Raw genomic sequence first — 25,531 nt, forward strand, 5'->3', positions numbered from 1 at the left:
AAGGATATCCCATCTATTCGGATGTTAACCGTCGCACAGGAGAAACAATCACCGGATTCCCTAGCTGGCGGCCAAAATCGGTTTCTTTAAATAAAAGTTAACAGAACTTCGCACTTCTGTTAAGAGAAGCTTTGCAGAAACTTGTTAGAATAGAGGTAGATAAATCCAGTTGCAAATAGGCGCTCGACCCGATGAATTTTCCGCACGATCCGACAAAAAAAAGAGAAAGAGAACACCGACAATATCTAGACTGTGACCTCTAACAACAGTGCGATCGAGCAGATTTTTGAGGATTAAATTCCTAGCATCAACATCCCTTAAAAATAGTTGATGTGGACGGTCTATAGCAAAATTTTTAGATGGAGTAGTGAGTATGAAGCTATTGATTCAGGGCAATAATATCGCTGTCACCGAAGCTATTCATGATTATGTGGAACAAAAGCTGGAGAAAGCGGTGAAACATTTTAACGGCATGACCACAAAAGTGGATGTTCACCTCTCCGTGGAAAAGAATGCACGCATTCCTGATCGCCACAAAGCGGAAGTAACGGTTTATGCTAATGGAACAGTGATTCGCGCTCAAGAAGGAAGCGAAAATTTGTACGCGAGTATTGATTTAGTTTCTGATAAAATCGCTCGTCAACTCCGCAAGTATAAAGAAAGATTGGTGGATCATCGCACCAACGCCACCGTTAAAACTAGCGAGGTGGTGCAAGAGAAACCCTTAGAGGATAGCCTAATTGGTGATCGCACTCCCGAATTACCTGCGGAAGTAGTGCGGATGAAATACTTTGCCATGCCACCGATGACTATTGAGGAAGCACTAACACAATTGCAATTAGTCGATCACGATTTCTTTATGTTCTGCAACAAAGACACGAACGAAATCAACGTTATCTATCAACGCAATCACGGCGGTTTTGGTGTTATTCAGCCTCGTCCCGTTAACGTAAATGGCAAAGAACCCCATTAACAGTTAGCGACTACAAATAAAACCAAAGACTGGAGAAATTCTCCAGTCTTTTTCTCATCTAACCAAGATTAACTTTCACCACTTTATTTTTTTCTGCCACCGCTTTCGGGAGGGTGAGAGAAAGAATACCGTCTTGATAGTTAGCGGTAACTTGGCTATTTTGCACCTCCACTGGCAGGGTAATCAAGCGACTAAATTTACCATAATAAAATTCGCTGTTTTCCACCTCGGCAGGGCGTTGACGTTGCCCATTAATAGCCACCATTTGTTTGCTAACCTCCACATCGATATCTTTAATATCCACACCGGGTAATTCGATTTTTAATTCCACGGAATCCTCATTAACAGAGATTTCCACCGGGGGACGAGATACCGATGAATTTGTCGGTAATACTTCTTGAAAAAGTTGATCGATTTGACGTTGGACAGAATTAATTTCTAGGAAGGGAGAATAAAGAGTGAAAGCCATAGTAATAATTTCCTTGAGAGGTTTTCTCTGACTGCGATTGTCTCTATCTTAAGCAACTAACTGGGCTTACACAAGGCGGTTTTCAGGAAATAAAAAGTCGCAATAACCGATACAGTTATCAGTTATCAGTTATCAGTGGGAAGTTGTGGGGTGTGGGGTGTGGGGTGTGGGGTGTGGGGTGTGGGGTGTGGGGTGTGGGGAAGTGGGGTGTGGGGTGTGGGAAGAATAAATAAAAATAATCTCCTATCTCCTATCTCCTATCTCCTATCTCCTATCTCCTGTCTCCTGAATACTGACTCCCGACTCCTGCCTTCGTTATAACCATTGTTGTAATTCCGGCCAGCCCAAACCCTGACGCACAATCTCCGGTTGATCGCTGGTAAAGTCAACAATGGTTGACACTTCCGAACCGGGAGCCGAACCATCTTCGATAATTAAATCAACCACATGATCGAGGGCATCGAATAACCTAGGGGTTTCTAATCCCTTGGTGGGAAAATCTCCCTCCTCATCGGGAAGATGGGCAGAACTAGAGATAATGGGATTTTCTAGGGTTTCGATAATAGTGCGACAGATAACGTGATCGGGAACCCGGATACCGGTGGTTTTCCGCTTCGGATTCATCACCACTTTCGGCACTAATTTAGTCGCCGGTAAGAGAAAAGTGTAGGGACCGGGTATAACTCGTCGCATAATCTTATAGGCATAATCGCTGACCACTGCGTACTCGGAAATATTCGACAAAGAAGAACAGAGAAACGTCAAGGGTTTATCATTAGATAGTTGCTTGATTTGGCGAACTCGTTCGACGGCGGATTTCACATTGAGATCGCAACCGATCGCATAGACGGTATCGGTAGGATAAAGCATAATTGCCCCATTTTTCAGGGCATGACAGATTTCTTGGATAGAACGTTGTTGGGGATTTTCCGGATGGAGAGAGTAAATAGTAGCCATGATAGCAAAATCGTCGCCTATTGGGATTGTCCCACGGGAATTGCCGGGGATATGTGTTTAGGGGCGTTAGTAGATTTAGGAGTCCCCTTAGAATACCTGATTGCACAACTAAAAACTTTAGGAATTGAGGATGAATATCAGTTAAGGGCCGAAAAAGTGCATCGTCGCGGTCAAATTGCTACTAAGGTTCACGTCGATGTCACTGCCGAGAAGTCCGCCGATCATCACCACCATCATCATCATACCCCCGCTCGTCATTTACCGGAGATTGAAAATTTAATTAAACAGGCAAATTTACCCCAGAAAGTCCAAGAATGGAGTTTAGCGGTTTTTCAACAACTTGCGATCGCAGAAGGATCCGTTCACGGGATCGCGCCGGAAAAAGTGCATTTTCACGAAGTTGGGGCAACCGATGCCATTATTGATATCGTCGGGACTTGTTTGGGTTTGGACTGGCTATCGGTGAGTGAATTATACTGTTCTTCTCTACCCACCGGCGGCGGTACAGTTCAGGCCGCCCATGGTCGTTTACCAGTTCCCGTGCCAGCAGTAGTACAATTGTTTAGCCAGCGACAAGTCACAATTTATAGTAATGGCATCGAAGCGGAGTTGGTAACACCCACGGGGGCAGCTATTGTGACAACTTTAGCTAAAAGTTTCGGTAAACCCCCGAAAATGCAGTTAGAAAAGGTCGGTTTAGGGGCAGGTACAAAAGATTTACCGATTCCCAATCTTGTCCGGCTTTGGTTAGGGAAAAAAACACCAGAAAAGCTAGATGAAATTGAAACCGTGGCAGTTTTAGAAACTCAAATTGATGACTTAAATCCGCAAGCGATCGCCTACTTAAGCGAGGCTTTATTACAAGCAGGTGTCTTGGATGTATTTAGTCAAGCAATTACTATGAAAAAATCCCGTTTGGGAATACTTTTAACAGTAATTTGTACCTTGGATAAAATTGCTATTTGTGAAAATATGATCTTTCAGGAAACCACAACTTTAGGCATTAGAAGGACGATTCAAGAGCGATCAATCTTAAAAAGAGAGATACAATCGATCGATACTGTCTATGGACAAATTCGGCTAAAAGTTGCCTATAAAGAGTCAATTAATCAACCGATTACCGTACAACCAGAATACGAAGATTGTGCCGCAATTGCCCGTCAGCATCATCTACCTTGGCGATTTGTTCATCAAATGGCCTTAGCTATTTGGCAAGAAAAAAATTAGTCTTGACAGCAGGGCGATTTTCTCCTAAAACTGCCATATCCATTGTTCAAAAGCTATTTTCAGGAAAATAATCCCAATTTAAAACCTGTTCTTGGGTAAAAGGACAATCAACTGGAAAAGTTTCTTTTGGTAAATTAGTTTCATTTACCGTCCCTCGCACTGCTTTCTGATAACATTCTGCGAAAATATCGGCTAAATAGGGTTTTAAGCTAGGACTATCCCTTAAAATAAGCTCTAATTGTTCTCTTTGCTCATCAATGGTATTTATCGAGTTATTAGTCCGTTTTTCTGGTTGATATTGCCATTTAAGTAAGTGCATCAAGAGAACTTTTAAACGACTGAATACCTCCCGTCTATTATTACGTCCTATATCGGATATTTCTTCGATTAAGTTATCTAAATCAAGGGCTTGTAAATTGCCCTTTTTTAAGTGATTTACGGTTTGCTCAATCCACAAATTAAAATCAGTTTCATAAAGTTGATAATATCCCATTTAAGTAGGTAGGCACAATTATTTGTAGGATGGGTTAGCGGTAGCGTAACCCATGCGGGCGTTGGGTTTTATGCTTCAACCCAACCTATGTTCATTTTATATTTAATTCCACCCACCTACTTAGAAGTGGGTGGTAACGCACCACTCTCTTAACTATAACCGTTCAGGGGAGGTATCAAGCAGCCAGTGATATTGACTCTGTGGAATTGATTGATACCCAATTTTTGCAGGTGATGGAAAACTATACAACAAGGTTAGAAGAACAAGGAAATAACAATCCTATTGCTTGGTTACGGAACATAGCGCAACAGTTGGGGCAGTTTCTCAACCCTCAAGCGAGAAGTATAGAGGAATATCAGGGGTTTTTATTAGAGGTATTACAAGCAAAAGCAGAGATTAATGATGGCTGTGCTATAATAACTGACAACGATTATTATTATAAAAATATGCAGTATAAAGTCAGTCTTAAGAAAACAGAAGAAGGATATGCTGTTTGGTGTCCCGGTTTACCAGGCTGTGCTTCTCAAGGTACAACAAAAGAAGAAGCTCTCAATAATATTCAAGATGCTATTGTGTCTTATTTAGAAGTTGCCGAGGAATTGAATCAAGGTGTAGAATCTTGTTATGTGGAAGTTGAATTAAATCATGCCTAGTCTTCCCGGAATTAATCATCAACGAGCCATTAAAGCCTTTGAAAAAGCAGGATTTAGGATTGTTCGACAGGGTAAACATATTACAATGACTGATGGAGAGCATATCTTAACAATTCCCAGAGCTAATCCAATTAATGCTTATACAATGGGAACAATTATTAAAGGTGCCGGAATGTCTATTGAAGAATTTAAAAAACTTTTGTGAAAGCATCGGATTAAGGTTATGGACGAAAAACGCCCCCAAGCTTATGTTAATTTAATTGAATAGTTGCTCGCTTGTACTGATGATGAGGAACGAACTAATATTCTGCAAGCAAATCAGGAATTGATCGATCCCGAATTTTTGCAGGTGATGGAAAACTATGCAACGGGGTTAGAATAATAAGGATACAATAATAACCATGCAGATTGATTTAACACAAAACTTTGGGCAATATCTCAACCCTCAAGCGAGAAATATAGAAGAATATGAGGTGTTTTTAACTGTTGGGGACATTGACAATAGGCTAAGGTGTTGTTAGTATATCCAACATGAAGGCTACCGCGCTCATTCGTCGTCGCGTCATCTTGGCCCCAGACGCATTCGCAGAAGTCCCTGTCTGGCCTGTTCCCCAACCAGTTCTGCCATCGGATCATCCTTACGTCATATACTTAAAAGTAGGATAAGAAATTGTTTAGAGAGTGATCCAAAACTTTAAAGATAAAGAAGCTCAAAAAGTTTTTGAACGTAAACATTCGCGTAAATTGCCATTAGATATCCAACAAGTGGCATTGCGAAAATTGCGGATGCTTAATCGTGCGGAAACCCTGCAAGATCTTCGTGTCCCACCAGCAAATCGATTGGAACGTCTGGTTGGTGACAGGGAAGGTCAATATAGCATTCGGGTTAACGATCAATGGCAAATTTGCTTTGTCTGGCAAAACGGTGATGCTCTAGACGTAGAAATCGTTGATTATCATTGAGGTAAAATAATGAATGAAGATAAACTAATGCCAATTCATCCCGGTGAGGTTCTTTTAGAGGAATTTATCAAGCCAATGAACCTTAGTCAGAATCAAATAGCTCTGGCTCTTGGAGTTCCTGAACAATGTATTAACGAAATCGTTCACGGAAAGCGGTGTATCACGGCGGATATAGCTCTTCGGTTAGCTCGTTATTTTGATATGTCACCGCGATTTTGGCTGGGATTACAAATGGATTACGATCTGGACGTTGTTGAAGATGAAATAGGAGATCAATTGGACAAAGAAGTTGCTGTAATGACAGTTATTTGTGCAGAAAAGTAATTTGTTTGATATGTTCTAAGGCAGAAACTTGGAATATATCAAACAAATTTGGCAGCGACCCCCCTTGACAATCACGAATATTTATTGTATCACGTTAAATCATAAGGTTGGTCTCTCTCAAAAAACATCACAGTCCATCACATAATCACATCAATCACAGTACAGACAATGATGGAAGACTATGCAACAGGGTTAGAAGAACAAAGAAATAATACTCCTGTTGCTTGGTTACGGGATATAAAGTATAGAATCTTGTTATGTAGAAGTCTAAAGCATGATCTATATGATTATTTAATTGACTGTCATTCTAGCCTGACCTATAATCATGGAAAGCTCAATCAGGAAAGTGAAAATGAGACAGGTACTTACAGCGAGAATTTTTCAAGAAGATAATTGGTTTGTTGCCCAATGTTTAGAGGTTGATGTTGCTAGTCAAGGGGAAACGGAAACCGAGGCGTTAAACAATCTGCAAGAGGCTTTAGAATTACATTTTGAACCGCCTTGTGCGACAGTTATTCCCCGATTACAGAAGATAGAGGTAGAAATCAATGCCGCTTAAGCCTTTATCTTATCGTGAGATTAAACGCAAGTTGGAAGCGGCAGGGTTTGAAGTTGTTAGTCAAAAGGGGAGTCATGTTAAGTTTGCCAAGGATACTCCCGAAGGAAAAATGACAACGATTGTTCCCTGTTATAAGGAGGTAACAATCGGTACAATTAGCAGTATTTTAAGGCAAGCGGGATTAAGGGTTGATGAGTTTGAGCGTTTATAGTTAATATCCTCTATAGCATTCTGTGTCATAATCGCCCTATATCAAGGGGACTCATCCTATCATAGAGTCATCCGCCAAAAAACATCATAGTCCCTCATTCAATCATTCTAATCACAGTACAGACAATGAATGAACAACGCGCCCAAGCATATATTAATTTAATAGAACAGTTGCTTGCTTGTACTAATGATGAGGAACTCAATAAGATTCTGCAAGCAAATCAGGAATTGATTGATCCCCAATTTTTGCATATGATGGAAAACTATGCAACAGAGTTAGAACAACAAGGAAATAATCATGCGGCTCGGTTACGGAATATGGCGCAACAGTTGGGACAATATCTCAACCTTCAAGCGAGAAGTATAGAGAAATATCAAGACTATTTTAATTTTTTGATGGAAGTATTGCGAAAAATATGGAATGATCCCAGCCCCCATTTGATTTATCCTTGTTTAGCGCAAAATCTGGATAAATTAGATGAAAACTTCGCCATAGTTTTTCATGACTGGGCAAGACAGGCATTAGCAAAAGCTACAACTGAGCAATTTTATTATATTACCAGAGATGCTTTTAATTTGAGCAATTTAATTAGAGAATTTAGACCAAATAATATTACTCTTAAACAAAAAAATGCCATTAAACAAATTGCCATCGAAGGTTATGAAATAGCTTTATTTAACCTTACTTTTAATGCTTTTCCTATAGAATGGGCAAAGACAAAACAAATAATAGCATCTATTTATCTAGATAAAATCACGGGTAAGAAGACTAATGATGTGGAACAAGCAATCTCTTGCTACAAAGAAACTTTAAAAGTATTTACCGAGGAAAAGTTTGCCGAAGATTGGGCAAGAACAATGATTGGATTAGGTCTTGCCTATACAAACAGAACTAAAGGGAATCGATCAGAAAATCTTGAACTTGCCTTTACCTATTGTATGGAGGCACTGAAAGTTTATAGTTTTGAAGCATTTCCTCAAGAATGGGCAATGACTCAAAATAATCTTGGTAATGTTTATAACAATAGAATTATAGGGGATAAAACAGAAAATTTAGAAGGCGGGATTACTGCTTTTACAAAAGCATTAAAAGTTTATACTTTTGAAAATTTTCCTTATGAATGGGCAATGATACATAATAATCTTGCCAATATTTACTTTAATAGAATCAGAGGAAATAAAGCTGACAATTTAGAAACGGCAATTACCAGTTTGAAAGAATCTCTAAAAATCTGGACTTTTGATGCTTTTCCTTATGAACGATCAGGTGTGCTAAGTAATTTAGCAAATGCTTATAATAACAGAATTAAAGGAGATAAAGCAGAGAATCTCGAACAAGCAATTTTTTATTATCAAGAAGCACTACAAGTTAGAACTTTTGAGATTTTCTCCCAAGATTGGGCAGATATACAAAATAATCTGGCTACTGCTTACCTTTACAGAATCAGAGGCGATAAAGCAGAGAATCTGGAAATAGCGATCTCGGCCTATAAAGAGGTACTGAAAGTCTGGAATTTTGACGATTCCCCCTATAAATGGGCGATGACACAAAATAATCTCGGTAATGCTTACCTTAACAGAATTAGAGGAGATAAAGCAGATAATTTAGAAATGGCGATCTTAGCTTATACAGAAGCATTAAAGGTGAGAACTTTTGAGGCTTTTCCTTATGAATGGGCAATGACAAAACAGAATCTTTCTGGTGCTTACCTTGACAGAATTAGGGGAGATAAGACGGAAAATTTAGAAGATGCGATCTCCTTTTCTACAGAAGTATTAAAAGTATATACTTTCGAGGATTTTCCTGAAAATTGGGCAGCTACGCAAAATACTTTGGCAAGTGTTTACATTAAAAGAATCAGAGGGGATAAAGCAGAGAATCTTGAAAAGGCGATCTTGGCTTATACAGAAGCATTAAAGGTGAGAACTTTTGAGGCTTTTCCTTATGATTGGGCAATGACAAAAAATAATCTCGGTAATGCTTACCTTAATAGAATCAGAGGCGATAAAGCCAACAATTTAGAAATGGCGATCTTAGCTTATACAGAAGCATTAAAGGTGACAACTTTTGAGGCTTTTCCTTATGATTGGGCAACAACACAAAATAATCTGGCTAATGCTTACAGTGACAGAATCAGAGGAGATAAAGCAGACAATTTAGAAAAAGCGATCTTAGCTTATACAGAAGCATTAAAAGTGAGAACTTTTGACGCATTGCCACAAGAATGGGCTACGACACAAAATAATCTGGGGAATGCTTATCAAAATCGCATCAGAGGGACAAGGGCAGATAATCTAGAGTTAGCGATAGCGGCTTTTAACCTATCTTTAGAAGTCTATACCCGTGAAGCTTTTCCTGAATATTGGGCGAGGTCACAAAATAATCTGGGCAATGCTTATAGAGATCGCATTCTTGGGGAAAGGGCAGATAATCTAGAGTTAGCTATTGATGCTTATAACCAGTCTTTAGAAGTATATACCCCGACTGCTTTTCCTATAGAGTGTTTACTAACAGGACGAAACTTAGGAAATACTGCTAACTCTATCGAAGACTGGGAAACCGCCATCAAGGGCTACAACTTAGCCATCGAAGCAGTAGAAAATATCCGACTCGAAGCCTCAAACCCCCAACGACAACAAGAAATCCTCTCCGATGCAATGGATGTTTATCATGGCATTGTTCAATCCTATCTCAACCTCAATCAAAAAGATTGCGCCTTAGAATACGTTGAACGTAGCAAAACCCGCTATCTAGTCCAATTGCTTACGGAACGAGATATCTATCCTAAAGGTAATATCCCCCCAACTATTATTACCGAATTAGATCGCCTCCGTCGTGCCATTATTGGAGAAAAACAACAGTTAGCCATCCAAGAACAAACCCGCAATAGGGGAGGAATTTTAACCCTAGATCAACAAAGACAACCCATCTTAAATGACTATACTCACCTCAATCATTTAAAACAAGAATTAAATCAACTCATTGACCGTGAAATAACTCCCATAGACCCCACTTTTAGCTTAACTCAAAAGGTTGAAAGCATTCCTCTAAGTGAGATTCAATCCTTAATTGATCAAGATACTGCCATCTTAGAATGGTATATTGCAGGGGATAGTATTATGGCGTTTATTGTTACTTCCCAAGGATTAAACGTTTGGCAATCTTCAGCAGAAGATCGAGAAAAATTGATTAATTTTATTAAAAATTATCGTGATGCTTATGAAAATAATAAAACCGAGTGGATTAATAATCTTAATTTTCGTTTAAATCAACTATCAGAAATTCTCCACATTGATGAACTTTTAGAACTGATCCCTAAATCTTGCTCTCGTCTCATCCTAATTCCCCATTGGTTTTTACATATTATTCCCCTTCATTGTTTACCCCTAAAAAATGGACAATTTCTCTATCAACGCTTTACTAAAGGTGTAGGATACGTTCCCAGTTGCCAACTTTTAAAACTGGTAAAATTATCACAGAGAGAAAACTTTACTCGTCTTTTTGCCATTAAAAACCCCACCAGAAAAGACCTAAAACCTCTCTTAGGTGCAAATCTAGAAATCGAGAGAATTAGTCAAGGATTTGCCACTGAAAAAACCATTATTATTGGGGAATTAGAAGCATCAGAACAAACCCTAGAAAATCGTCGTCAAGAGTTACAAGAATCTCATTGTATTCATTTTTCCTGTCATGGTAAATTTAATAATGAATCCCCTAGAGATTCCGCTTTAATGTTAGCAGATCCAGACGGTAACTTAGGAGAATTAGCTAACCTAACCCTAGCAGAAGTATTTGAAAAATTTGACTTAAGAGAATGTCGTTTAGTCACTTTTTCTGCTTGTGAAAGTGGTATAATCGAAAGTAAAGCTGATAGTATTAGCGATGAATATGTGGGTTTACCCAGTGGTTTTCTATTTGCAGGAAGTTCTAGTGTCGTTAGCACCCTTTGGACAGTAGATCCCCTAGCAACCACGTTATTTATGGCTAAATTTTATCACGATCTTAAACGGATTTCTATCCAAGATCAAGGGAGTATTGCCATTGTTTTAAATAATACACAAACATGGTTAAGAACATTGAACAGTAAAAAATTAGCCAGAATTAAAAATAGTCAAAAATTCCAGCAATTACTCGATCGAGTCTTTGAAAGTAAACGGGATAGAAGAAAATTCCAAGACTTATTAGAAGCTGCGGTTAAACGTGAACCCTATCCCTTTGCCAATCCCTATTATTGGACTGCATTTATCGCTACAGGGGTTTAATCTATTGTTCCTTGAGAATACAATTAAGTTGAGGTATTCTCCCCCCTTTTTAAGGGGGGTTGGGGGGGATCACTTTGATTTAAGAATCAGGATAATTTTGACAAAATTTATCCAGTCCTTGATCCTGAATATAAACAGCAACTATAGCAGATAAAATTCCCGCGACTTGCGGAGGACACATCAAATATCCTACAATAATACCTGTTAAAGTAGGGATAAGTGCGGGTAAATATTTTTCTCGCAACTTCGGTTGACAAATAGAATCCCGACATTTATTAAGAACAATAACAAACCAACGAAAATCAGCATTATCTTCTACCCCTTCAATCCCGTTACGAGTGGCAATAGACTCAGCAGCATCTGCTAAATCTCCCTCCCATTCCTCAATAACATCAAGTGCAATTAAAGCGTTCTCATTGTCCGCAAATTGAATACGGTACTGAGCAATTTTTTCCGGTGTTAACTGCGTTGCGTCTGACATAATATGATTCTTAAAGCTAAAACCAATTTTTTCCCATTATCTCACCTTATAATCGTCTCGTCGCTAAAGGTTTTGACTTTACCGATGGCAAGTTAATCCCATCAAGATTAGCTTAGAAGACTAGGAAGAAGCGAATTTTTGGGGGTGATAATTTACTTTTGTCAAAAATCATTACATATTCGCAACAAAATACACTTTTTTGAGCAAACTAATATACCATACTTAGACAAAGCGATCAATTATTTTGTCCCAAGAATTACGCGCTAAACTTATCTCCTGTTATCCCGAAAGTCAGGAAAAAGAGGAAGTCTTAATGAAGATGATTTCTGAACATTAATCAATTGAGGATAGGGAGAGGTTGCTAACGGTCAATATTGCCACCTGAATCGCTTTTTCAATGGCCTGTTGTTTGCTTTCTAAACTAATCCCTTCCTCTTTACTTCTTGCGGCAATCACAGCACAAATACAAGCGGCAGTAAATCCATAAACCCCCGCCATTTTAAATAAAGTTCCCGCTTCCATTTCATAATTGAGAATATTTAAACGTCGATATTCTTCCGTAATTCCCTCTAAGTGACGCTGAAGATAAGGGTTAGCAGAAGACACAATTCTTTCCTGTCCTTCATAAAAACTATCCACAGAAGCGGTAATACCTAAATGATAATTTACTCCCAAAAATTGAGCCGATTTGACTAGAGCAACTGTTAAAAAAGGATCCGCCACTGCGGGATATTCCGGAGGAGCAATATCATTAGCTGCACCTTGCCTACATAAAGCCGCTTGCGAGATAATAATATCACCAATTTTTATTCTATTTTGAATTGCGCCACAAGTACCAATACGAATAATAGTTTTAATTCCCACCTGTATTAATTCATTAACCACAATACTCAAAGATGGCGCACCCATGCCACTGGTGGCCAGAAGAATTGGGGTAGAATTATCTAGATAGCCAAGATAACTATTTAATCCGCGATAATCCGATAGTAAACGTGCATTTTGTAAATAGGTTTCAGCAATATAGCGCGAGCGTTCTGGTTCCCCCGATAATAGGGTGATAGTCGGTTTTGCCGTGCCTAAATCCTCACTGCTAAAGTTGAGATGATAGGGTTTTTGGTGAGATAAGTTATTGGACATTTAAATCAAATTAAGAGCAGTTACTTTGGTTAAATAGGCTTTTAGTTATTATAACAACTTTAGGTTTAAATTGAAATTAAATATTTAATTATTGACAAAAGAGAATCAAGCTTAAGGACGACTATTGATGTTAAGTTCTTGCACTAATTCGTGTACTGTGGTTGAGGGATTGGCATCAAAAGGATGTTTTTTGGCTTCATCTCTATCTTGAATAAGTTTTGCTGCATTAGTGATTGCTGTTGTCTGGTATGGCTTTAATTTTTCGTACATATCCTCTCGATTTTTTGCATATTGTTCTTTTTCGTTTAATAATTTACACTTTTTCATCTGAGTATTTAAAATTTTTGGGTATTCACTTCGGGATGTGGCAATATCCAGATATTGAAAGTGTAAAATAAACCAAATTTCAAAAGCTTCATTAGAATAGGCAATCTTGATATTTTTTTGTTTAGCCAGTCCTTCTGCTTGATTAAATTGCTCTTTAGAACAGTTATCTTTATCAAAAACACACCAGATTTGATCGAATGAGTCATCTTGTTTTAGATTATCTATAATCTGAATAGCTTTGTTGACTAAACTCAAGCTATTTTTACCTTCACCTTTCACCCTAACTTCAATTTTCTTAGGAACAGTAAAAGCCTTAAAATAGTTAACTTCAGTTTTTTCTCCCTCGCAAATAATTAAAAATCTTTTTCTTGTTTCTCTAGTCTTAGTTTGGCGACGCAAATAATCGGAAGTATTCCTATTTTTACCCATACTAATTACCAATAATTGTACTTAAATCACCAATAAAAGGTATTGCTCCATAACGACCTTGAATATAATCTTTTTCAAGGGTATCATTATTATTAATATCAGCAAATTCCACCAAAGAATATAAATCTGTTGCTCCTTGATGATTTTTTTCGGTAAACCAAATTTGATCCCTCCTCAAAAATTTATGACTAAGTAAATTAATATCGTGAGTAGTAAAAATAAGTTGAGCATTTTTGGGATTAGTTTTCTGAGAATTAAATAATTCGATTATACTTCTAGTCATTAAAGGATGAAGTCTGGCATCCAATTCATCAATTACTAAAACTTCCCCTCTTTGCAAAGTGTCTAAAATCGGTGCTGACAGAGCCAAAATCTTTTTAGTTCCATCAGATTCATGTTTGTCCATATCAAAAATTTCTAACTCAATCATTTTACCTGTTGAGTCATACTTTGGATGATAGGTTTTTATGGTAGCGGACTTTATTTCACCGCTAGAGTGACTGATTATATTTCTGACAACATCCGGTAAATCTTGCGGGAGACTGTCTAAGGAAATTTTTCTGGTTTCTGTTTCTAGGTTGAGATTGTCAATACTTAAATCTAATTTTTTAATTAACTTAGTCACATCATCAATCAAATTTTGTCTATTAGAAAGATGCTCAAGCGTAATCGCTTTTAATAATTCCACATCTAACCCAGACACAACACCTAAGTGACTAAACCAAGAGACAATTTCCACCGCTAGAGAATTATTAAATTGAGCCGCTAGTGATAAAAACAGAGTATTTTTTTTGGTCAATCCTCTTAGTATATTACCTTGTTCAATATTTTTGCTATATTCTATTTTATCGCCTTGCCGATTAAAAATTTTAGTTTCACGACTTCTGGGTGTACAAAATAACCATTCGGAAACTACTCGCTTTTGAGTTACTTCAAATCCATATCTATAAGTTTTATTTTTTAGCTGAAAAACTATTTCAAAAAAGGATGGTTTATCAACAGTTTCGGTACTTAATCTAAAGGGTTCCACATCTATTTTGTCAGTGATTTGTAATTTTGCAGAATTCATGACAAACCGTCGCATAAAATTGAATGCCAGAATTAAATTACTCTTACCACTGGCATTTGCTCCATAAATAGCGGCACTTTTAAGTAAACTAAATTGTTGATTAACCTTAAAAACATTATTTTTATCAAGCTCATCATTACCGTTGGCATCCTCTGCCGCTACCATACTGAGAGTTACTACATCTTTAAAAGAGCGATAATTGCCGACACTAAATCCGATGAGCATTGCATATTAACCCTAAAAGTCTCTAAGGAATAAAGGAGACGATACTTTTAAGTAGGTAGGCACAATTATTTGTAGGATGGGTTAGCGGTAGCGTAACCCATGCGGGCGTTGGGTTTCATGCTTCAACCCAACCTACGTTTATTTTATATTTAATTCCACCCACCTACTTATTTTATGCACTTGTTGAGCATTTGAACAAGAATTGTCCTCAGAATCGGCAAACAATCACAGAAAAAAGGTAAGGAATTAATTTTCCTTACCTGATGATTGTAGCCTTTTGAAAACAAATTTACACTTTTGCTGACTCTTTAACTAACTTGTCCCAACCCAATTCCTTGAGGTTATTGTTGCGACGCAGGGGACGAGTAGCTAATTCTAAAATATCTCGCGCATTGGTAAAACCGTGGATTTGAGCAAAAGTAAATTCTACCGACCATTTAGTGTTAATTCCCCGCGCTTCTAAGGGATTTGCATGGGCCATTCCCGTAATCACTAAATCGGGTTTTAACTCGTAAATGCGCTGAATCTGATTGTAGTTATCAGGTTTTTCGATGATTTTCGGGATGGGAACACCCATATCATTACAGGTTTTTTCTAGTAATGCTAATTCGGCTGCTTGGTAGCGTTTATCCATGTAGGGAATACCGATTTCATCACAAGTCATCCCGCAACGAATTAGGAAACGTGCCAGAGAAATTTCTAGTAAATTATCCCCCATAAAGAAGACCGATTTACCGCGCACAAGTTGCAGATAATCCTCTAAACTTTCCCAAATTTTTGCCTCTCTTTCTTCTAATCCCTGCGGTTGTACTCCCAAAACAGAACAGATTTTTTCTATCCAAGCGCGGGTTCCATCCGGACCGATGGGAAAGGGTGCGCCAATTAATTTACACTTACGACGACGCATTAAAGTGGTGGCAGTTCGTGATAGAAAAGGATTGACACCAGCGACATAATAACCTTCTTCAATTACTGGTAATTCAGTAAACCGTTTGGCCGGCAACCAACCATCAATTTTAACTCCTTGTTTTTTCAATTCTAGGGTTAAATTGGTCACAATTGGGTCGGGAACGGAACCAAATAAAACTAAAGGAGGATGGTCTTTATATTCCGATTCTTCCTGTTTAATTTCTTCTTTTTTACGTCCAAAAGTTAGGAGTTTCTGGATGGCATTCCGTTCTTCTTTTTCATCTTCGTGCTTAACTTTTTCGGGACATTTATGCACCATGGAAGCGAGGACGGTATCTTCCCCTTGGGTAAAGGCATAATCTAAACCATTAGCGCGTGCTGTCACGATAGGAATACCGATTTCTGACTCTAGTTTCGGCGCTAATCCTTCCAAGTCCATTTTGATGATTTCGGTGGTACAAGTACCGATAAAAACGATAACGCTAGGGTTTCTATCTCGTTTAATTTGTAAGCAGAGGCGTTTTAATTCTTCGTAGTCTTTTAGTTGAGCGGAAATATCCCCTTCTTCTAATTCAGCCATGGCATAACGTGGTTCAGCAAAAATCATCACCCCCATGGCATTTTGCAGGAAGTAACCACAGGTTTTTGTGCCGATAACAAGGAAGAAACTATCTTCGATTTTTTGGTATAACCAAGCAACACAGCTAATCGGACAAAAGGTGTGATAGTTGCCGGTTTCACAATCAAATTGTAAAGCGCTCGGTTCTTGAGTGGCAGTCATGTTTTTAGGTTCTCCTTTAAATTGGTTTATTTACAGCCTTTCTCGTTGTAACTCTTGGCGGATTTTTTGCAGTACAGGATCCTCAGTAGGATATAAAGAATTACTTAATTCTCTTTCTTTTTTTTCTAGTTGTTTCTTCTCAGGATCAAAATTTAATCCTAAAACTTCTAGCAGTTTGTTCCCATCGGAATTAAGCTGACAAAAGGGATACATCCACACTGATAATTGAGATTCTAAAACGGTCATTGCACCTATAATGATGTCAGCACTAGGACGTTTACCACCGTCGGGAGTTTTTCGCCACGAATCTTTAGAATCCATTAAAGACTTAATCCACGGTTGATTATTTTGGTAGTAATCTAACCATTTATCTGGTAAGATTTCTTGCAATTCCTCGACAATAATTACTTTGTTTTTTTCGACTGATAATTGTTTTTCTCGGAATCCGTTGAGATATTCAGTGTGCGAATTAGACATCAGTAATTCTTTTTCCGATTTTTCCAACTCCTTTTTTTCAGAATCAAAATTTAGTCCTAAGACTTCTACCAGTTTGTCCCCATCGGAACTAAGTTGACAAAAGGGATACATCCACACTGATAACTTAGGTTCTAAGGCTGTTGCTGCCGCTATAATTATGTCAGCACTGGGACGTTTACCACCGTCGGGAGTTTTTCGCCACCAGCCTCTGGAATTCATTAAACACTTAATCCAAGCTTGATTATTTTGGTAGTAATCTAACCATTGCCTCGGTAAGGTGGCTTTTAATTCCTCAAAGTTGCTCATTTTGTCCCATAAGTTAGGCTATTAACTAATAAGTGGGTAGGGTGGGTTAGGCGACGATAAGTTAGGCTATTAACTAATAAGTTAATTATTCGCCGTAACCCACCCAGTGGGTAGGGTGGGTTAGGCGACGATAAGTTAGGCTATTAACTAATAAGTTAATTATTCGCCGTAACCCACCCAGAAAAAGAGTTTATTGGTGGTTATTGGTGGGTTTTGGTGGGTTACGCTGTAGCTAACCCACCCGACAAAATAATCTAAACCATCATTAGATCTAATTCCGCCTCGGCGTTAACTTTGGGTTTATCGGCATTAAGATAGAAATCCGATAATAAAGTGAATAACTCCCGGTCGGCAGATTCTTTGGGAATAACTCCTTCTGGTTTGGCTAAAATCTGATCGGCAATGTTGAGATAATAGTCACAAACGTAACTTAACATCGGATCCTTGTCGGCCATTTCAAAGAGAGTTTGACCTTTAACTCTGGAGACGCGAATATCTTCAATTAAGGGTAAAACTTCTAACACTGGCATGGGAACATGGTCCACATATTTATTAATTAAATCCCGTTTTGAGGTGCGATTGCCAATTAATCCGGCTAGTCGCAGGGGATGAGTGCGCGCTTTTTCGCGGACGGAAGCGGCGATGCGATTGGCGGCAAAAAGAGCGTCAAAGCCGTTATCTGTGACAATTATGCAGTAATCGGCGTAATTTAAGGGAGCGGCAAATCCTCCACAGACCACATCCCCCAAAACATCGAACAAAATCACGTCAAATTCATCAAAAGCGTTCAATTCTTTTAATAATTTTACCGTTTCCCCGACGACGTAACCGCCACAACCGGCACCGGCCGGAGGGCCACCCGCTTCCACACATTTGACACCACCGTAACCGTCATAGATAACGTCTTCGGGCCAGATGTCTTCGTAGTGAAAATCTTTTTCTTGCAGGGTATCGATGATTGTGGGAATAAGAAAGCCGGTGAGAGTGAAAGTGCTATCATGCTTGGGGTCACAGCCTATTTGTAGGACTTTTTTGCCTCTTTTGGCTAAAGCGGCCGAAATATTACAGCTTGTTGTCGATTTACCGATGCCACCTTTTCCGTAGACTGCGAGTGTTAAAGGCATGGAAGTTCTCCTAAATGTGCGCTTGAATGGTGAGTTTGTTTATCAGTGCTTTGATTGCAATTATTGACCATCTCCCCACTCCTTGGAAAGAGGCTCAATTTTTATCTGCTATAGCTAGAGTGAGATTTAAAGCTTAAAAATTAGCTTAATAATTTTTTAGAGCTTATAGAGTCTCTGAAATTGATAAAAACTTATAAAAACAGCTTTGTTTATACATTTACTTTAAATACAAACAATAAGCAAAAAACCACCAAAGCTTTACAAAAACTCGATAAACAGGGTTTTACCGTGGCAAACCGGGACAAAAAAGGTCAAGATAGAGGCAGTCTAGAGACCGATGGCAGATTTTCGTGAATAATCATTACAATTTTCCTGGTCAGCAGATTAAATAAATCAATCCCCAGAAGGATACCGAAAGGCTGTAGTAGAATTACAGGAAAGTACCTCTAGGGTTTCCCATGCGAGTTAAGCAAAAAACGCTGACTACACTCTTATTAGAGAATAAGGCTCCTAAATATCGTCCTTTTCTCGGTTTTTTTCTGGCTGGGGTTCCTTTGCTGTTTTTAGCCTATGTGGTTTCTTTCCAGCGCGCTTATCTTGACTGCATTAGGTTAGGCACAAAAAGGATAGATTGTCAATATGTCCAAGAGTATAATTTTCCTGTTTCTAGTCGGGAAAATTTTTCTTTAACTCACATTAAAGCTACGGCTGTCTATCAAGAAGTTTTTATCAGTGTTGAGCAGAAAAAAACTGTTAATAACACGGTTTTATTGGTCGGAAGAAATAACTATCTCTACATCGAGAATTTTCGAGATGTGCAGTCAGCTAGTGATTTTAAAACTCAATTTGAGAGTTTTGTGAATAGATATCAAACTCAGGAAATTATTGCCAAAAGTCCCCTAGATACCTTTTCAGCACTGCTAGAACACCACCATAATTATCGCTATTATCTTTGGGGTATGTTATGCTTATTGTCTGGTATGTTGTTACTTTATGATGCCAGCTATCGGGAGAGTTATGTCTTTAATCAAGCCAAGGCTACCCTAACCCGTAGGCGACAACATTTAATTTTTAGAAGCGAAAGTGATTATCTTCTAGAGAGAATTGTTGAAGCAAAGGTAGAAGATTACAAAGGCTTTTTAGGGTCTAGTTACCGACGGATTATTTTAACCTTATCCAACGGGGAAGAAATTATTCTCAATGGCCGTTTACTGGAATCTATCAGTAACGGAAAAAGGGAAGAAAAAATCCTGGCAATGATTGCCGAAAAGTTAAACTTAACTCAAGAGGAAGTGTTAATCTAAGTAAATGCGCTCAAATTCTAGCTATTTAAAGTATCTTTTTCTCGGTTTCCTATTAGTGACCGTGTTAGTTTATATATTGCGCGGCATGGGAATATTATCTTTTTTACCAGGAGGATTAATTTTGTTATTAATTCTCTCTTCCGTGGTGACGGGTTTTATCTACGGAATCGATAAAACCCGCCGTTTTTAGGAAAATATTGGACCTTACTTCCAGACAGAAACGAGAAGGCTACATCTCATTTTTGTAAATCCACTAAGTTGGGATTTTTAAGGGGAAACTTTCTGCTAAAGTCGGGCGTTACTTTCGATTTTATCACTCAATCCAAGCTTTTGGGGGGTTCTACCCCCCAAACCCCCCGTTGGGGACGCAAGCGCCGTCCCCAAACCCCTCGCGCATTAGTTTTTCGGTGGGATGCTTACAGACGGCTGCTGATATATCTGTGATAATTTAAAAGTCACTGATAATTGCTGATAGTCGGTATTTCTGCAAATGTGAGATACACCCAACGAGAAGAGCCGAACGGTTCTACTGATAATGATTAACCCAAAGGTCAATTTGTCAGCAATCCCACGGATAAAAATAACTGATGGTGAGCCATAGATATTTCTCCAAAATTGAGATGCAGCCATTGCCAAAGGCTAACACACCTAGGCTAATTAACCGGGGACTAAAGAAGATTTGAGCGCAAAAATTTTCTCGATTACCTCTTCTACCACCTTATCGGGAGTGGAAGCGCCAGAAGTAACTCCGATGGCAATTTTTCCCTCATTTAACCAGTTATCGGTGATGATTAAATCACCCCCTAAAGGTTTATGTTCGATGCGATTACCGGGGAGAATGCGCTCGGCACTATCGATATGATAGGAGGGAATGGCACGCTCGATCGCTATTTCCTGTAGGTGAGTGGTATTAGAGGAATTATAACCGCCAATTACCACCATTAAAGAAACCGGTTCTTTCACCAGTTCAAACATGGCATCTTGACGCTCTTGAGTGGCATCACAGATGGTATTAAAACTCATGAAATGATCTTTAAAATCGATCGGTCCGTACTTTCTCAACATAGTATGCTCGAAGAGTTTGCCAATTTCCTCCGTTTCACTTTTAAGCATCGTGGTTTGATTGGCAATACCGATATAATCTAGATCGCGATCGGGATCGAAACCCTGGGAATGAGCATTTTTAAACTTCTCTAAAAACTCGTTTTTATCGCCACCGTGGAGAATATAATTAGCGACATAATTAGCTTGAGCCAAATTTAAAACGATCAGATAAGTGCCGGCAAAAGAGCTAGTGGCGATCGTTTCTTCGTGATTATATTTGCCGTGAATAATCGAAGTGTGGTCCTTTTTTTTGTGCTTTTCCACGGAATTCCACACCTTAGAAACCCAGGGACAAGTGGTATCCACAATCATGCAACCCTTATCGTTAAGTATTTGCATTTCCGAAATACTAGCCCCAAAAGCGGGTAAAATCACCACATCCCCCGATTCCACCACACTAAAGTCTTTTTGGCCATTTTCGACGGGAATAAAACCCACGGCCATGGCCCGCAGACGCTGATTGACCGAGGGATTGTGAATAATTTCGTTAGTAATCCAGAGACGTTCCTGGGGAAAATGCTGACGAGTTTCATAGGCCATGGCGACCGCGCGTTCTACCCCCCAACAAAAACCAAAAGCTTGAGCGAGATAGATCGTCACGTCACCCCGTTGTAAACGATAATTATTTGCACGAATTTTTTGGATCAGGTCGCTTTGATACTGATTGGTCATCGCATCCATTACTTCCTCTTTGTGACCGAATCCCTTGCGGTTATAGTTATCCGATTGCTGTAGGGTACGTTTAAAGGATTTTGTATCCATGATTCTCTGATAGGGGTATTGGTGGCGCTAAATTGGTCGAGACAGTAGCTTGTCATATATTAAAGATACCTTATCTAGTCAGCCCAGGAGGCTTTTAGAGACTAGAGAGAAATTCCTCGTCGATATCGTAACCAAACTGTTGAGCGAAAAATTTTAAGCGAGATAAAGCAGGAATTTGCTGACTTTTCAGCCAATCAGACAAAATAAAGAGTTTTTGCATCACAAAAATCTCCAAAGCTTCGGGATTATATTGAATTCCTTCCCCACGATGGAATTGATGGGGAACCAACATAGCAGCATAACGGGCGATTTCTCCCTGTTTTGGGTCAAGAATAAAGATTAACCAGGGATAAACTGCATCCAAACGCAAAAACCACAGCCTGACTTCCGGTATCTCCGATAATTCCCGCATATCACCCTCCGCGCGAGGATAATCTATCTCTAATTGTAGAGCTTGTTCCAGTTCGGCGATCGCTGATCGGGACTGATAATCTTGAATAATAGTCTCTAAAGATGAGAGATCGAGATTTTGGATTTGATTGGGTTTAAGAGCGATTTTGACAGTCATAGGGGCAAATAAAAGGTTACATCGGGCAAAATTACTGTTTTTTATCCCTAGATCGACAATGATCTATCTCAGAAAATACTCTCAATCGGGACAAAAAAACTAAGTTTGACTATTCTCTCACTCCGGAGCGAGAGAGGAAAACCAGACTAAAATCCCCAGGGTTGGATTTCTCCTACCAGGGTAAGCGCATCTCATACTAAATCCGTTGAGTATAGGCTACTTATAGAGGGGAGGCAAAAAGCAACAGGCACTCATGCAAAAGGGGAAATAAATAATCAGTTTTTAATAACCAGATTTAGTATCAAAGCCTATTGACAGCTAGATTGTAGCTCCTGAGTGGAAGCAGGTAAGGCGGCCCAGGGTAAGCATATAATCATTAGACTTCTTGCAGAAGTCAGGCAACAGGCAAAAGGCAAAAGGCAACAGAAAGAAGAATAGATGCTTTCAGCATCAGGATTGATTACTTTTTGACTTTTGCAAGAGGTTTATTATCCATCCCTTAGGCTGAAGGTCGGGGTAAAGTACCCAGCCGGCGGTCTTAAAGAAGTCCTCTACTTGCTCAAACAGGGTGGGATGATTAGTGGAATGCCTGAACCCGATCGAGTGATTGTGATCAAGCTAGATGAGTTTTTTTACTGGTGATAAAGGTGAGTGTAAGCGTGCAGATTTTATAATTATCGCTAATACCACTAATGAAAAAGTTATCCTTTGTTTAGAAATGAAGAAAAGCAGAGATTCTAATTCATCGATAAGTAGGTGGGTGGAATTAAATATAAAATAAACGTAGGTTGGGTTGAAGCATGAAACCCAACGCCCGCATGGGTTACGCTACCGCTAACCCATCCTACAAATAATTGTGCCTACCTACTTAATTAAACAATTAACAGGAGCCAAATGCTTTGTCTCCTATTGTCGTGAAATCGGACGCTTATTTTGGAATCAACCCGATTTTCTTCAGGACTATCAATATCGCTTTGTTAGCATTAAAAATATCAGTATTTCTAAAACAACCACGAGCAGCAGTAAACCTTCTCAAAAAAGTGAGATTCACGATCAACCAGAAAAAATGTTAAAAATTCCTGCTCAAGCGAAGCACTTTCAAGAATTAATTTATACTAAATCCAGTTATCAAAGACTGATTATCTATTTCTCTTTTGCCTTTTGCCTGTCCTGATATGTAGCCTATAGTCAACGGATTTAGTATTAGTCCTATAGCTTGACATTATGACCGATTTAATCTCGATCGAATAACGATCTTTTGCCGAGAGTGCCGAAAGAGCCTTATCGATGCTCATTTTTAAAAACTTCAAACACCTGCCGGCTGAAATATTTTAACTTATCAGCCACCTTAGCAGAAGGTTGATAATTGCCGACTAATTGCCAATTTTCCACCGTAGATAGTCGCCAAGCGGTTCCTTGATGGTTAAAAGCCTGCATTTCTAAGCCAATCAAACGCTGATGCTGATCCTCGCTATCGAGATGAAAACGAATTTGTACCAGAATACTGCGCCCTTGAATTCTGGGACTCCAACCGGGAAAATGGAAAGCGATATCGATCGAGTCGGGATCCGTTAACTCCCTTGTGTGGGGATCGTTGCGCCAAGGTTTCAGATCTGCCTTTGCATCGGGGAATTGTTGTTTAAACAGGTTGACGAGTGTGGCGATCTTCGCCGTTAATTCTAATCCTTTTGCCTGTTCCGACGCATTCATGCTCACCTCTGATAATTGCTTATAAAGTAACTATTTATACAGTTTAGCCCTGCTTTTTGCGACTATTGGAACAATTATAACGATATTTTCTCGATCGAGTCCAAAATGCCGCGCCTGTCAATCCAGATAGCCGCTGCCAAAAAGACACAATCAAAACTAAACTAGAAAAGAGGACAATCGACAGGAACAGTATTTTCTATGAATCCCCAAGAGTCTCTATTGCAATCGATCGAAAAATTAGGCTATCGGGTTACGGTGGGTGATGTGGCGGCAAAATCGGGTTTAGAGATTAACGCTGCACAACAGGGATTATTAGTTTTAGCTGCGGAAGCGGGGGGACATTTACAGGTAGCAGACACGGGGGAGATTATCTATCTTTTTCCCGAAAATTTTCGCTCGATTCTTCTGAATAAATATTGGCAATTGCAGTTAAAAGCTTTCGCCAGTAAAATCTGGCAAGTGGTTTTTTATATTATTCGTATTTCCTTCGGCATTGTTTTAATTATTTCGATTTTAATCCTCTTGTTTGCTATTCTGGCGATCCTGATAGCCTCAATGTTTAAAGATAGTGACTCGGATAATAATTCGGGAAATAACAACATTAATATTAACTTCTTTCCCACGGACTTTTTCTGGATTTTTTATCCCGATTTTGGTAATAACTACTACGAAAAAAGAGATCGGGAAGTTAAGGCAGAAAAACCCCCTAGTAAGATGAATTTTCTCGAGTCAGTTTTTTCTTTTCTTTTTGGCGATGGCGATCCTAATTTTAATTTAGAGGAGAGACGCTGGCAAACTATCGGTAAAGTAATTCAAAATAATCGTGGCTCGATTATCGCTCCACAAATTGCCCCCTATCTCGATAGTATTACCCCCAGTCAGGAGGAGACAGAAGATTATATACTCCCAGTTTTAACTCGTTTTAATGGGTTGCCGCAAGTGTCCGATCGAGGCGATATTATCTATTATTTTCCCGATCTACAGGTGACAACCAAACAGAGAAAATTACAAACAGTTTCGCCCTATCTAAGGGAAAAACGCTGGAAGTTTAGCGAAGCGGATAGTGGTCAAATTATCCTAGCTTTAGGTTTAGGAGCGGTTAACTTTATCCTCGCTTTAGTTTTAGGATATTTGCTCAACAGTGATAGTGTCGATTTGAGCGGTTCTCTGGGGTCGATAGTCACAGGAATCTACGGGTTTCTCCTCAGTTATGCCGCTGCTTTTTTGGGGATTCCCCTCGGTCGTTATTTCTTTTTACAGTGGAGAAATGAGCGGGTTAATCAACGCAATCAACAGCGAGAAAAAAGAGCAGATCTATTAGCACAAAATAATCCTGAATTAGAGCAAAAACTGGCCTACTCTCGTCAATTCGCTGACCAAAAAGTGATTACAGATGCTGATATTAGTTATTCTACCGATCAAGACTATCTCGAACAAGAGATCGAGCGCTCGGATAAAATCGATCGAGAATGGCAAAAACGCTTAGAATCGCCCGATTCCTGACTCCTGCTTGAAAGAGGGTGTGGGGTGTAGGGTGTGGGGTGTGGGGTGTGGGAATTATGAATTATGAATTATGAAGTGGGGAAATGGGGAAGTAGGGAAGTGGGGAAGTAGGGAAGTAGGGAAGTGGGGAAGTAGGGAAGTGGGGAAGCTGTCTCATCACCCTATCACCCCAAAACCCTACCACCCTATCACCCTATTTCCTGACGACCGACTCCTGCTTTGGC

The 25,531-nt window shown here is 39.2% G+C and carries 26 protein-coding genes; 13 read left to right on the forward strand and 13 right to left on the reverse strand.

The genetic code is table 11. From position 1 onward, the window contains the following. Window positions 1-373 precede the first annotated feature (373 nt). Window positions 374-973: a ribosome hibernation-promoting factor, HPF/YfiA family gene (hpf, locus tag MICAI_RS19040; protein ID WP_008206024.1), complete on the forward strand. Its 600-nt coding sequence runs from the start codon at window positions 374-376 to the stop codon at window positions 971-973. A gap of 58 nt (window positions 974-1,031) precedes the next feature. On the opposite strand, the gene MICAI_RS19045 is transcribed toward hpf, so the two are convergent. Together MICAI_RS19045 and MICAI_RS19050 are read right to left on the reverse strand one after the other, a co-directional pair. Then, window positions 1,032-1,442 (reverse strand): Hsp20/alpha crystallin family protein, encoded by a 411-nt coding sequence (locus tag MICAI_RS19045; RefSeq protein WP_008206026.1) that lies wholly within the window; start codon window positions 1,440-1,442, stop codon window positions 1,032-1,034. A 315-nt stretch (window positions 1,443-1,757) separates the two neighbouring features. Further along, window positions 1,758-2,399, reverse strand: coding sequence for an L-threonylcarbamoyladenylate synthase (locus MICAI_RS19050; protein WP_008206028.1), 642 nt, complete (start codon window positions 2,397-2,399; stop codon window positions 1,758-1,760). Here MICAI_RS19050 and larC point away from each other — a divergent pair. Further along, window positions 2,376-3,626, forward strand: a complete 1,251-nt coding sequence (gene larC, locus MICAI_RS19055) for a nickel pincer cofactor biosynthesis protein LarC (protein ID WP_071989084.1) — start codon at window positions 2,376-2,378, stop codon at window positions 3,624-3,626. The two genes, MICAI_RS19050 and larC, sit on opposite strands and share 24 nt — an antisense overlap. Before the next feature lie 46 nt (window positions 3,627-3,672). On the opposite strand, the gene MICAI_RS19060 is transcribed toward larC, so the two are convergent. Next, window positions 3,673-4,119: a DUF29 domain-containing protein gene (locus MICAI_RS19060; RefSeq protein WP_008206031.1), complete on the reverse strand. Its 447-nt coding sequence runs from the start codon at window positions 4,117-4,119 to the stop codon at window positions 3,673-3,675. Window positions 4,120-4,565: 446 nt separating this feature from the next. Here MICAI_RS19060 and MICAI_RS25465 point away from each other — a divergent pair, with 446 nt between their 5' ends. The 7 genes from MICAI_RS25465 (at window position 4,566) to MICAI_RS19100 (ending at window position 11,091) form a co-directional block, all read left to right on the forward strand. Continuing rightward, window positions 4,566-4,772 (forward strand): type II toxin-antitoxin system HicB family antitoxin, encoded by a 207-nt coding sequence (locus MICAI_RS25465; protein ID WP_039900529.1) that lies wholly within the window; start codon window positions 4,566-4,568, stop codon window positions 4,770-4,772. Further along, entirely contained in the window at window positions 4,765-4,977 is a 213-nt protein-coding gene (locus MICAI_RS19075) for a type II toxin-antitoxin system HicA family toxin (protein ID WP_002759169.1), read from the forward strand. The genes MICAI_RS25465 and MICAI_RS19075 overlap by 8 nt, the downstream gene beginning before the upstream one ends. Before the next feature lie 476 nt (window positions 4,978-5,453). Further along, on the forward strand, window positions 5,454-5,735 hold the full coding sequence (locus MICAI_RS19080) for a type II toxin-antitoxin system RelE/ParE family toxin (RefSeq protein WP_008206034.1): 282 nt from the start codon (window positions 5,454-5,456) through the stop codon (window positions 5,733-5,735). 9 nt (window positions 5,736-5,744) lie between these two features. Beyond that, on the forward strand, window positions 5,745-6,059 hold the full coding sequence (locus tag MICAI_RS19085) for a HigA family addiction module antitoxin (protein ID WP_002737909.1): 315 nt from the start codon (window positions 5,745-5,747) through the stop codon (window positions 6,057-6,059). A 352-nt stretch (window positions 6,060-6,411) separates the two neighbouring features. After that, window positions 6,412-6,618 (forward strand): type II toxin-antitoxin system HicB family antitoxin, encoded by a 207-nt coding sequence (locus tag MICAI_RS19090; RefSeq protein WP_002740815.1) that lies wholly within the window; start codon window positions 6,412-6,414, stop codon window positions 6,616-6,618. Next, the gene (locus MICAI_RS19095; RefSeq protein WP_002790990.1) at window positions 6,608-6,829 is read left to right on the forward strand and encodes a type II toxin-antitoxin system HicA family toxin; all 222 of its coding nucleotides are present in this window, start codon (window positions 6,608-6,610) and stop codon (window positions 6,827-6,829) included. The genes MICAI_RS19090 and MICAI_RS19095 overlap by 11 nt, the downstream gene beginning before the upstream one ends. Window positions 6,830-6,954: 125 nt before the next feature. Beyond that, window positions 6,955-11,091, forward strand: a complete 4,137-nt coding sequence (locus tag MICAI_RS19100) for a CHAT domain-containing protein (RefSeq protein WP_008206038.1) — start codon at window positions 6,955-6,957, stop codon at window positions 11,089-11,091. Between the two features lie 79 nt (window positions 11,092-11,170). Here the strand turns inward: MICAI_RS19100 and MICAI_RS19105 are convergent, their stop codons facing one another. The 7 genes from MICAI_RS19105 to bchL all read right to left on the reverse strand — a co-directional run bounded on the left by MICAI_RS19105 (window position 11,171) and on the right by bchL (window position 18,356). Continuing rightward, on the reverse strand, window positions 11,171-11,572 hold the full coding sequence (locus tag MICAI_RS19105) for a hypothetical protein (RefSeq protein ID WP_008206040.1): 402 nt from the start codon (window positions 11,570-11,572) through the stop codon (window positions 11,171-11,173). 333 nt (window positions 11,573-11,905) lie between these two features. Next, window positions 11,906-12,709: a nucleoside phosphorylase gene (locus MICAI_RS19110; protein WP_008206042.1), complete on the reverse strand. Its 804-nt coding sequence runs from the start codon at window positions 12,707-12,709 to the stop codon at window positions 11,906-11,908. 111 nt (window positions 12,710-12,820) lie between these two features. Next, entirely contained in the window at window positions 12,821-13,465 is a 645-nt protein-coding gene (locus MICAI_RS19115) for an RloB family protein (protein WP_008206044.1), read from the reverse strand. Between the two features lies 1 nt (window position 13,466). Further along, window positions 13,467-14,759: an AAA family ATPase gene (locus MICAI_RS19120; protein ID WP_008206046.1), complete on the reverse strand. Its 1,293-nt coding sequence runs from the start codon at window positions 14,757-14,759 to the stop codon at window positions 13,467-13,469. A 289-nt stretch (window positions 14,760-15,048) separates the two neighbouring features. Next, window positions 15,049-16,449: a ferredoxin:protochlorophyllide reductase (ATP-dependent) subunit N gene (locus MICAI_RS19125; RefSeq protein ID WP_002740797.1), complete on the reverse strand. Its 1,401-nt coding sequence runs from the start codon at window positions 16,447-16,449 to the stop codon at window positions 15,049-15,051. A gap of 30 nt (window positions 16,450-16,479) precedes the next feature. Beyond that, entirely contained in the window at window positions 16,480-17,232 is a 753-nt protein-coding gene (locus MICAI_RS25235; protein WP_008206049.1) for a DUF5331 domain-containing protein, read from the reverse strand. Window positions 17,233-17,486: 254 nt separating this feature from the next. Then, on the reverse strand, window positions 17,487-18,356 hold the full coding sequence (gene bchL / locus MICAI_RS19135; RefSeq protein ID WP_002773281.1) for a ferredoxin:protochlorophyllide reductase (ATP-dependent) iron-sulfur ATP-binding protein: 870 nt from the start codon (window positions 18,354-18,356) through the stop codon (window positions 17,487-17,489). Window positions 18,357-18,814: 458 nt separating this feature from the next. On the opposite strand from bchL, the gene MICAI_RS19145 reads away from it, so the two are divergent. Then, window positions 18,815-19,660 carry a hypothetical protein gene (locus tag MICAI_RS19145; protein WP_008206054.1) on the forward strand — a complete coding sequence of 282 codons (846 nt, stop codon included), beginning with the start codon at window positions 18,815-18,817 and terminating at the stop codon, window positions 19,658-19,660. A gap of 4 nt (window positions 19,661-19,664) precedes the next feature. Beyond that, on the forward strand, window positions 19,665-19,850 hold the full coding sequence (locus MICAI_RS27605) for a hypothetical protein (RefSeq protein WP_008206056.1): 186 nt from the start codon (window positions 19,665-19,667) through the stop codon (window positions 19,848-19,850). A 467-nt stretch (window positions 19,851-20,317) separates the two neighbouring features. Here MICAI_RS27605 and MICAI_RS19160 read toward each other — a convergent pair whose 3' ends face one another. Next, the gene (locus MICAI_RS19160) at window positions 20,318-21,526 is read right to left on the reverse strand and encodes a 4-hydroxy-3-methylbut-2-enyl diphosphate reductase (RefSeq protein WP_008206058.1); all 1,209 of its coding nucleotides are present in this window, start codon (window positions 21,524-21,526) and stop codon (window positions 20,318-20,320) included. Between the two features lie 94 nt (window positions 21,527-21,620). Continuing rightward, entirely contained in the window at window positions 21,621-22,094 is a 474-nt protein-coding gene (locus tag MICAI_RS19165) for a CRR6 family NdhI maturation factor (protein WP_008206060.1), read from the reverse strand. A gap of 856 nt (window positions 22,095-22,950) precedes the next feature. On the opposite strand from MICAI_RS19165, the gene MICAI_RS24495 reads away from it, so the two are divergent. Continuing rightward, window positions 22,951-23,268 (forward strand): hypothetical protein, encoded by a 318-nt coding sequence (locus MICAI_RS24495; RefSeq protein WP_008206062.1) that lies wholly within the window; start codon window positions 22,951-22,953, stop codon window positions 23,266-23,268. 107 nt (window positions 23,269-23,375) lie between these two features. Here MICAI_RS24495 and MICAI_RS19175 read toward each other — a convergent pair whose 3' ends face one another. After that, on the reverse strand, window positions 23,376-23,804 hold the full coding sequence (locus MICAI_RS19175; protein ID WP_002798813.1) for a hypothetical protein: 429 nt from the start codon (window positions 23,802-23,804) through the stop codon (window positions 23,376-23,378). Window positions 23,805-24,002: 198 nt separating this feature from the next. Here MICAI_RS19175 and MICAI_RS19180 point away from each other — a divergent pair, with 198 nt between their 5' ends. Then, window positions 24,003-25,307 (forward strand): hypothetical protein, encoded by a 1,305-nt coding sequence (locus MICAI_RS19180; RefSeq protein ID WP_008206065.1) that lies wholly within the window; start codon window positions 24,003-24,005, stop codon window positions 25,305-25,307. Window positions 25,308-25,531: the final 224 nt, after the last annotated feature.

This window comes from Microcystis sp. T1-4, from assembly GCF_000297435.1.
Classification (GTDB): Bacteria; Cyanobacteriota; Cyanobacteriia; order Cyanobacteriales; family Microcystaceae; genus Microcystis.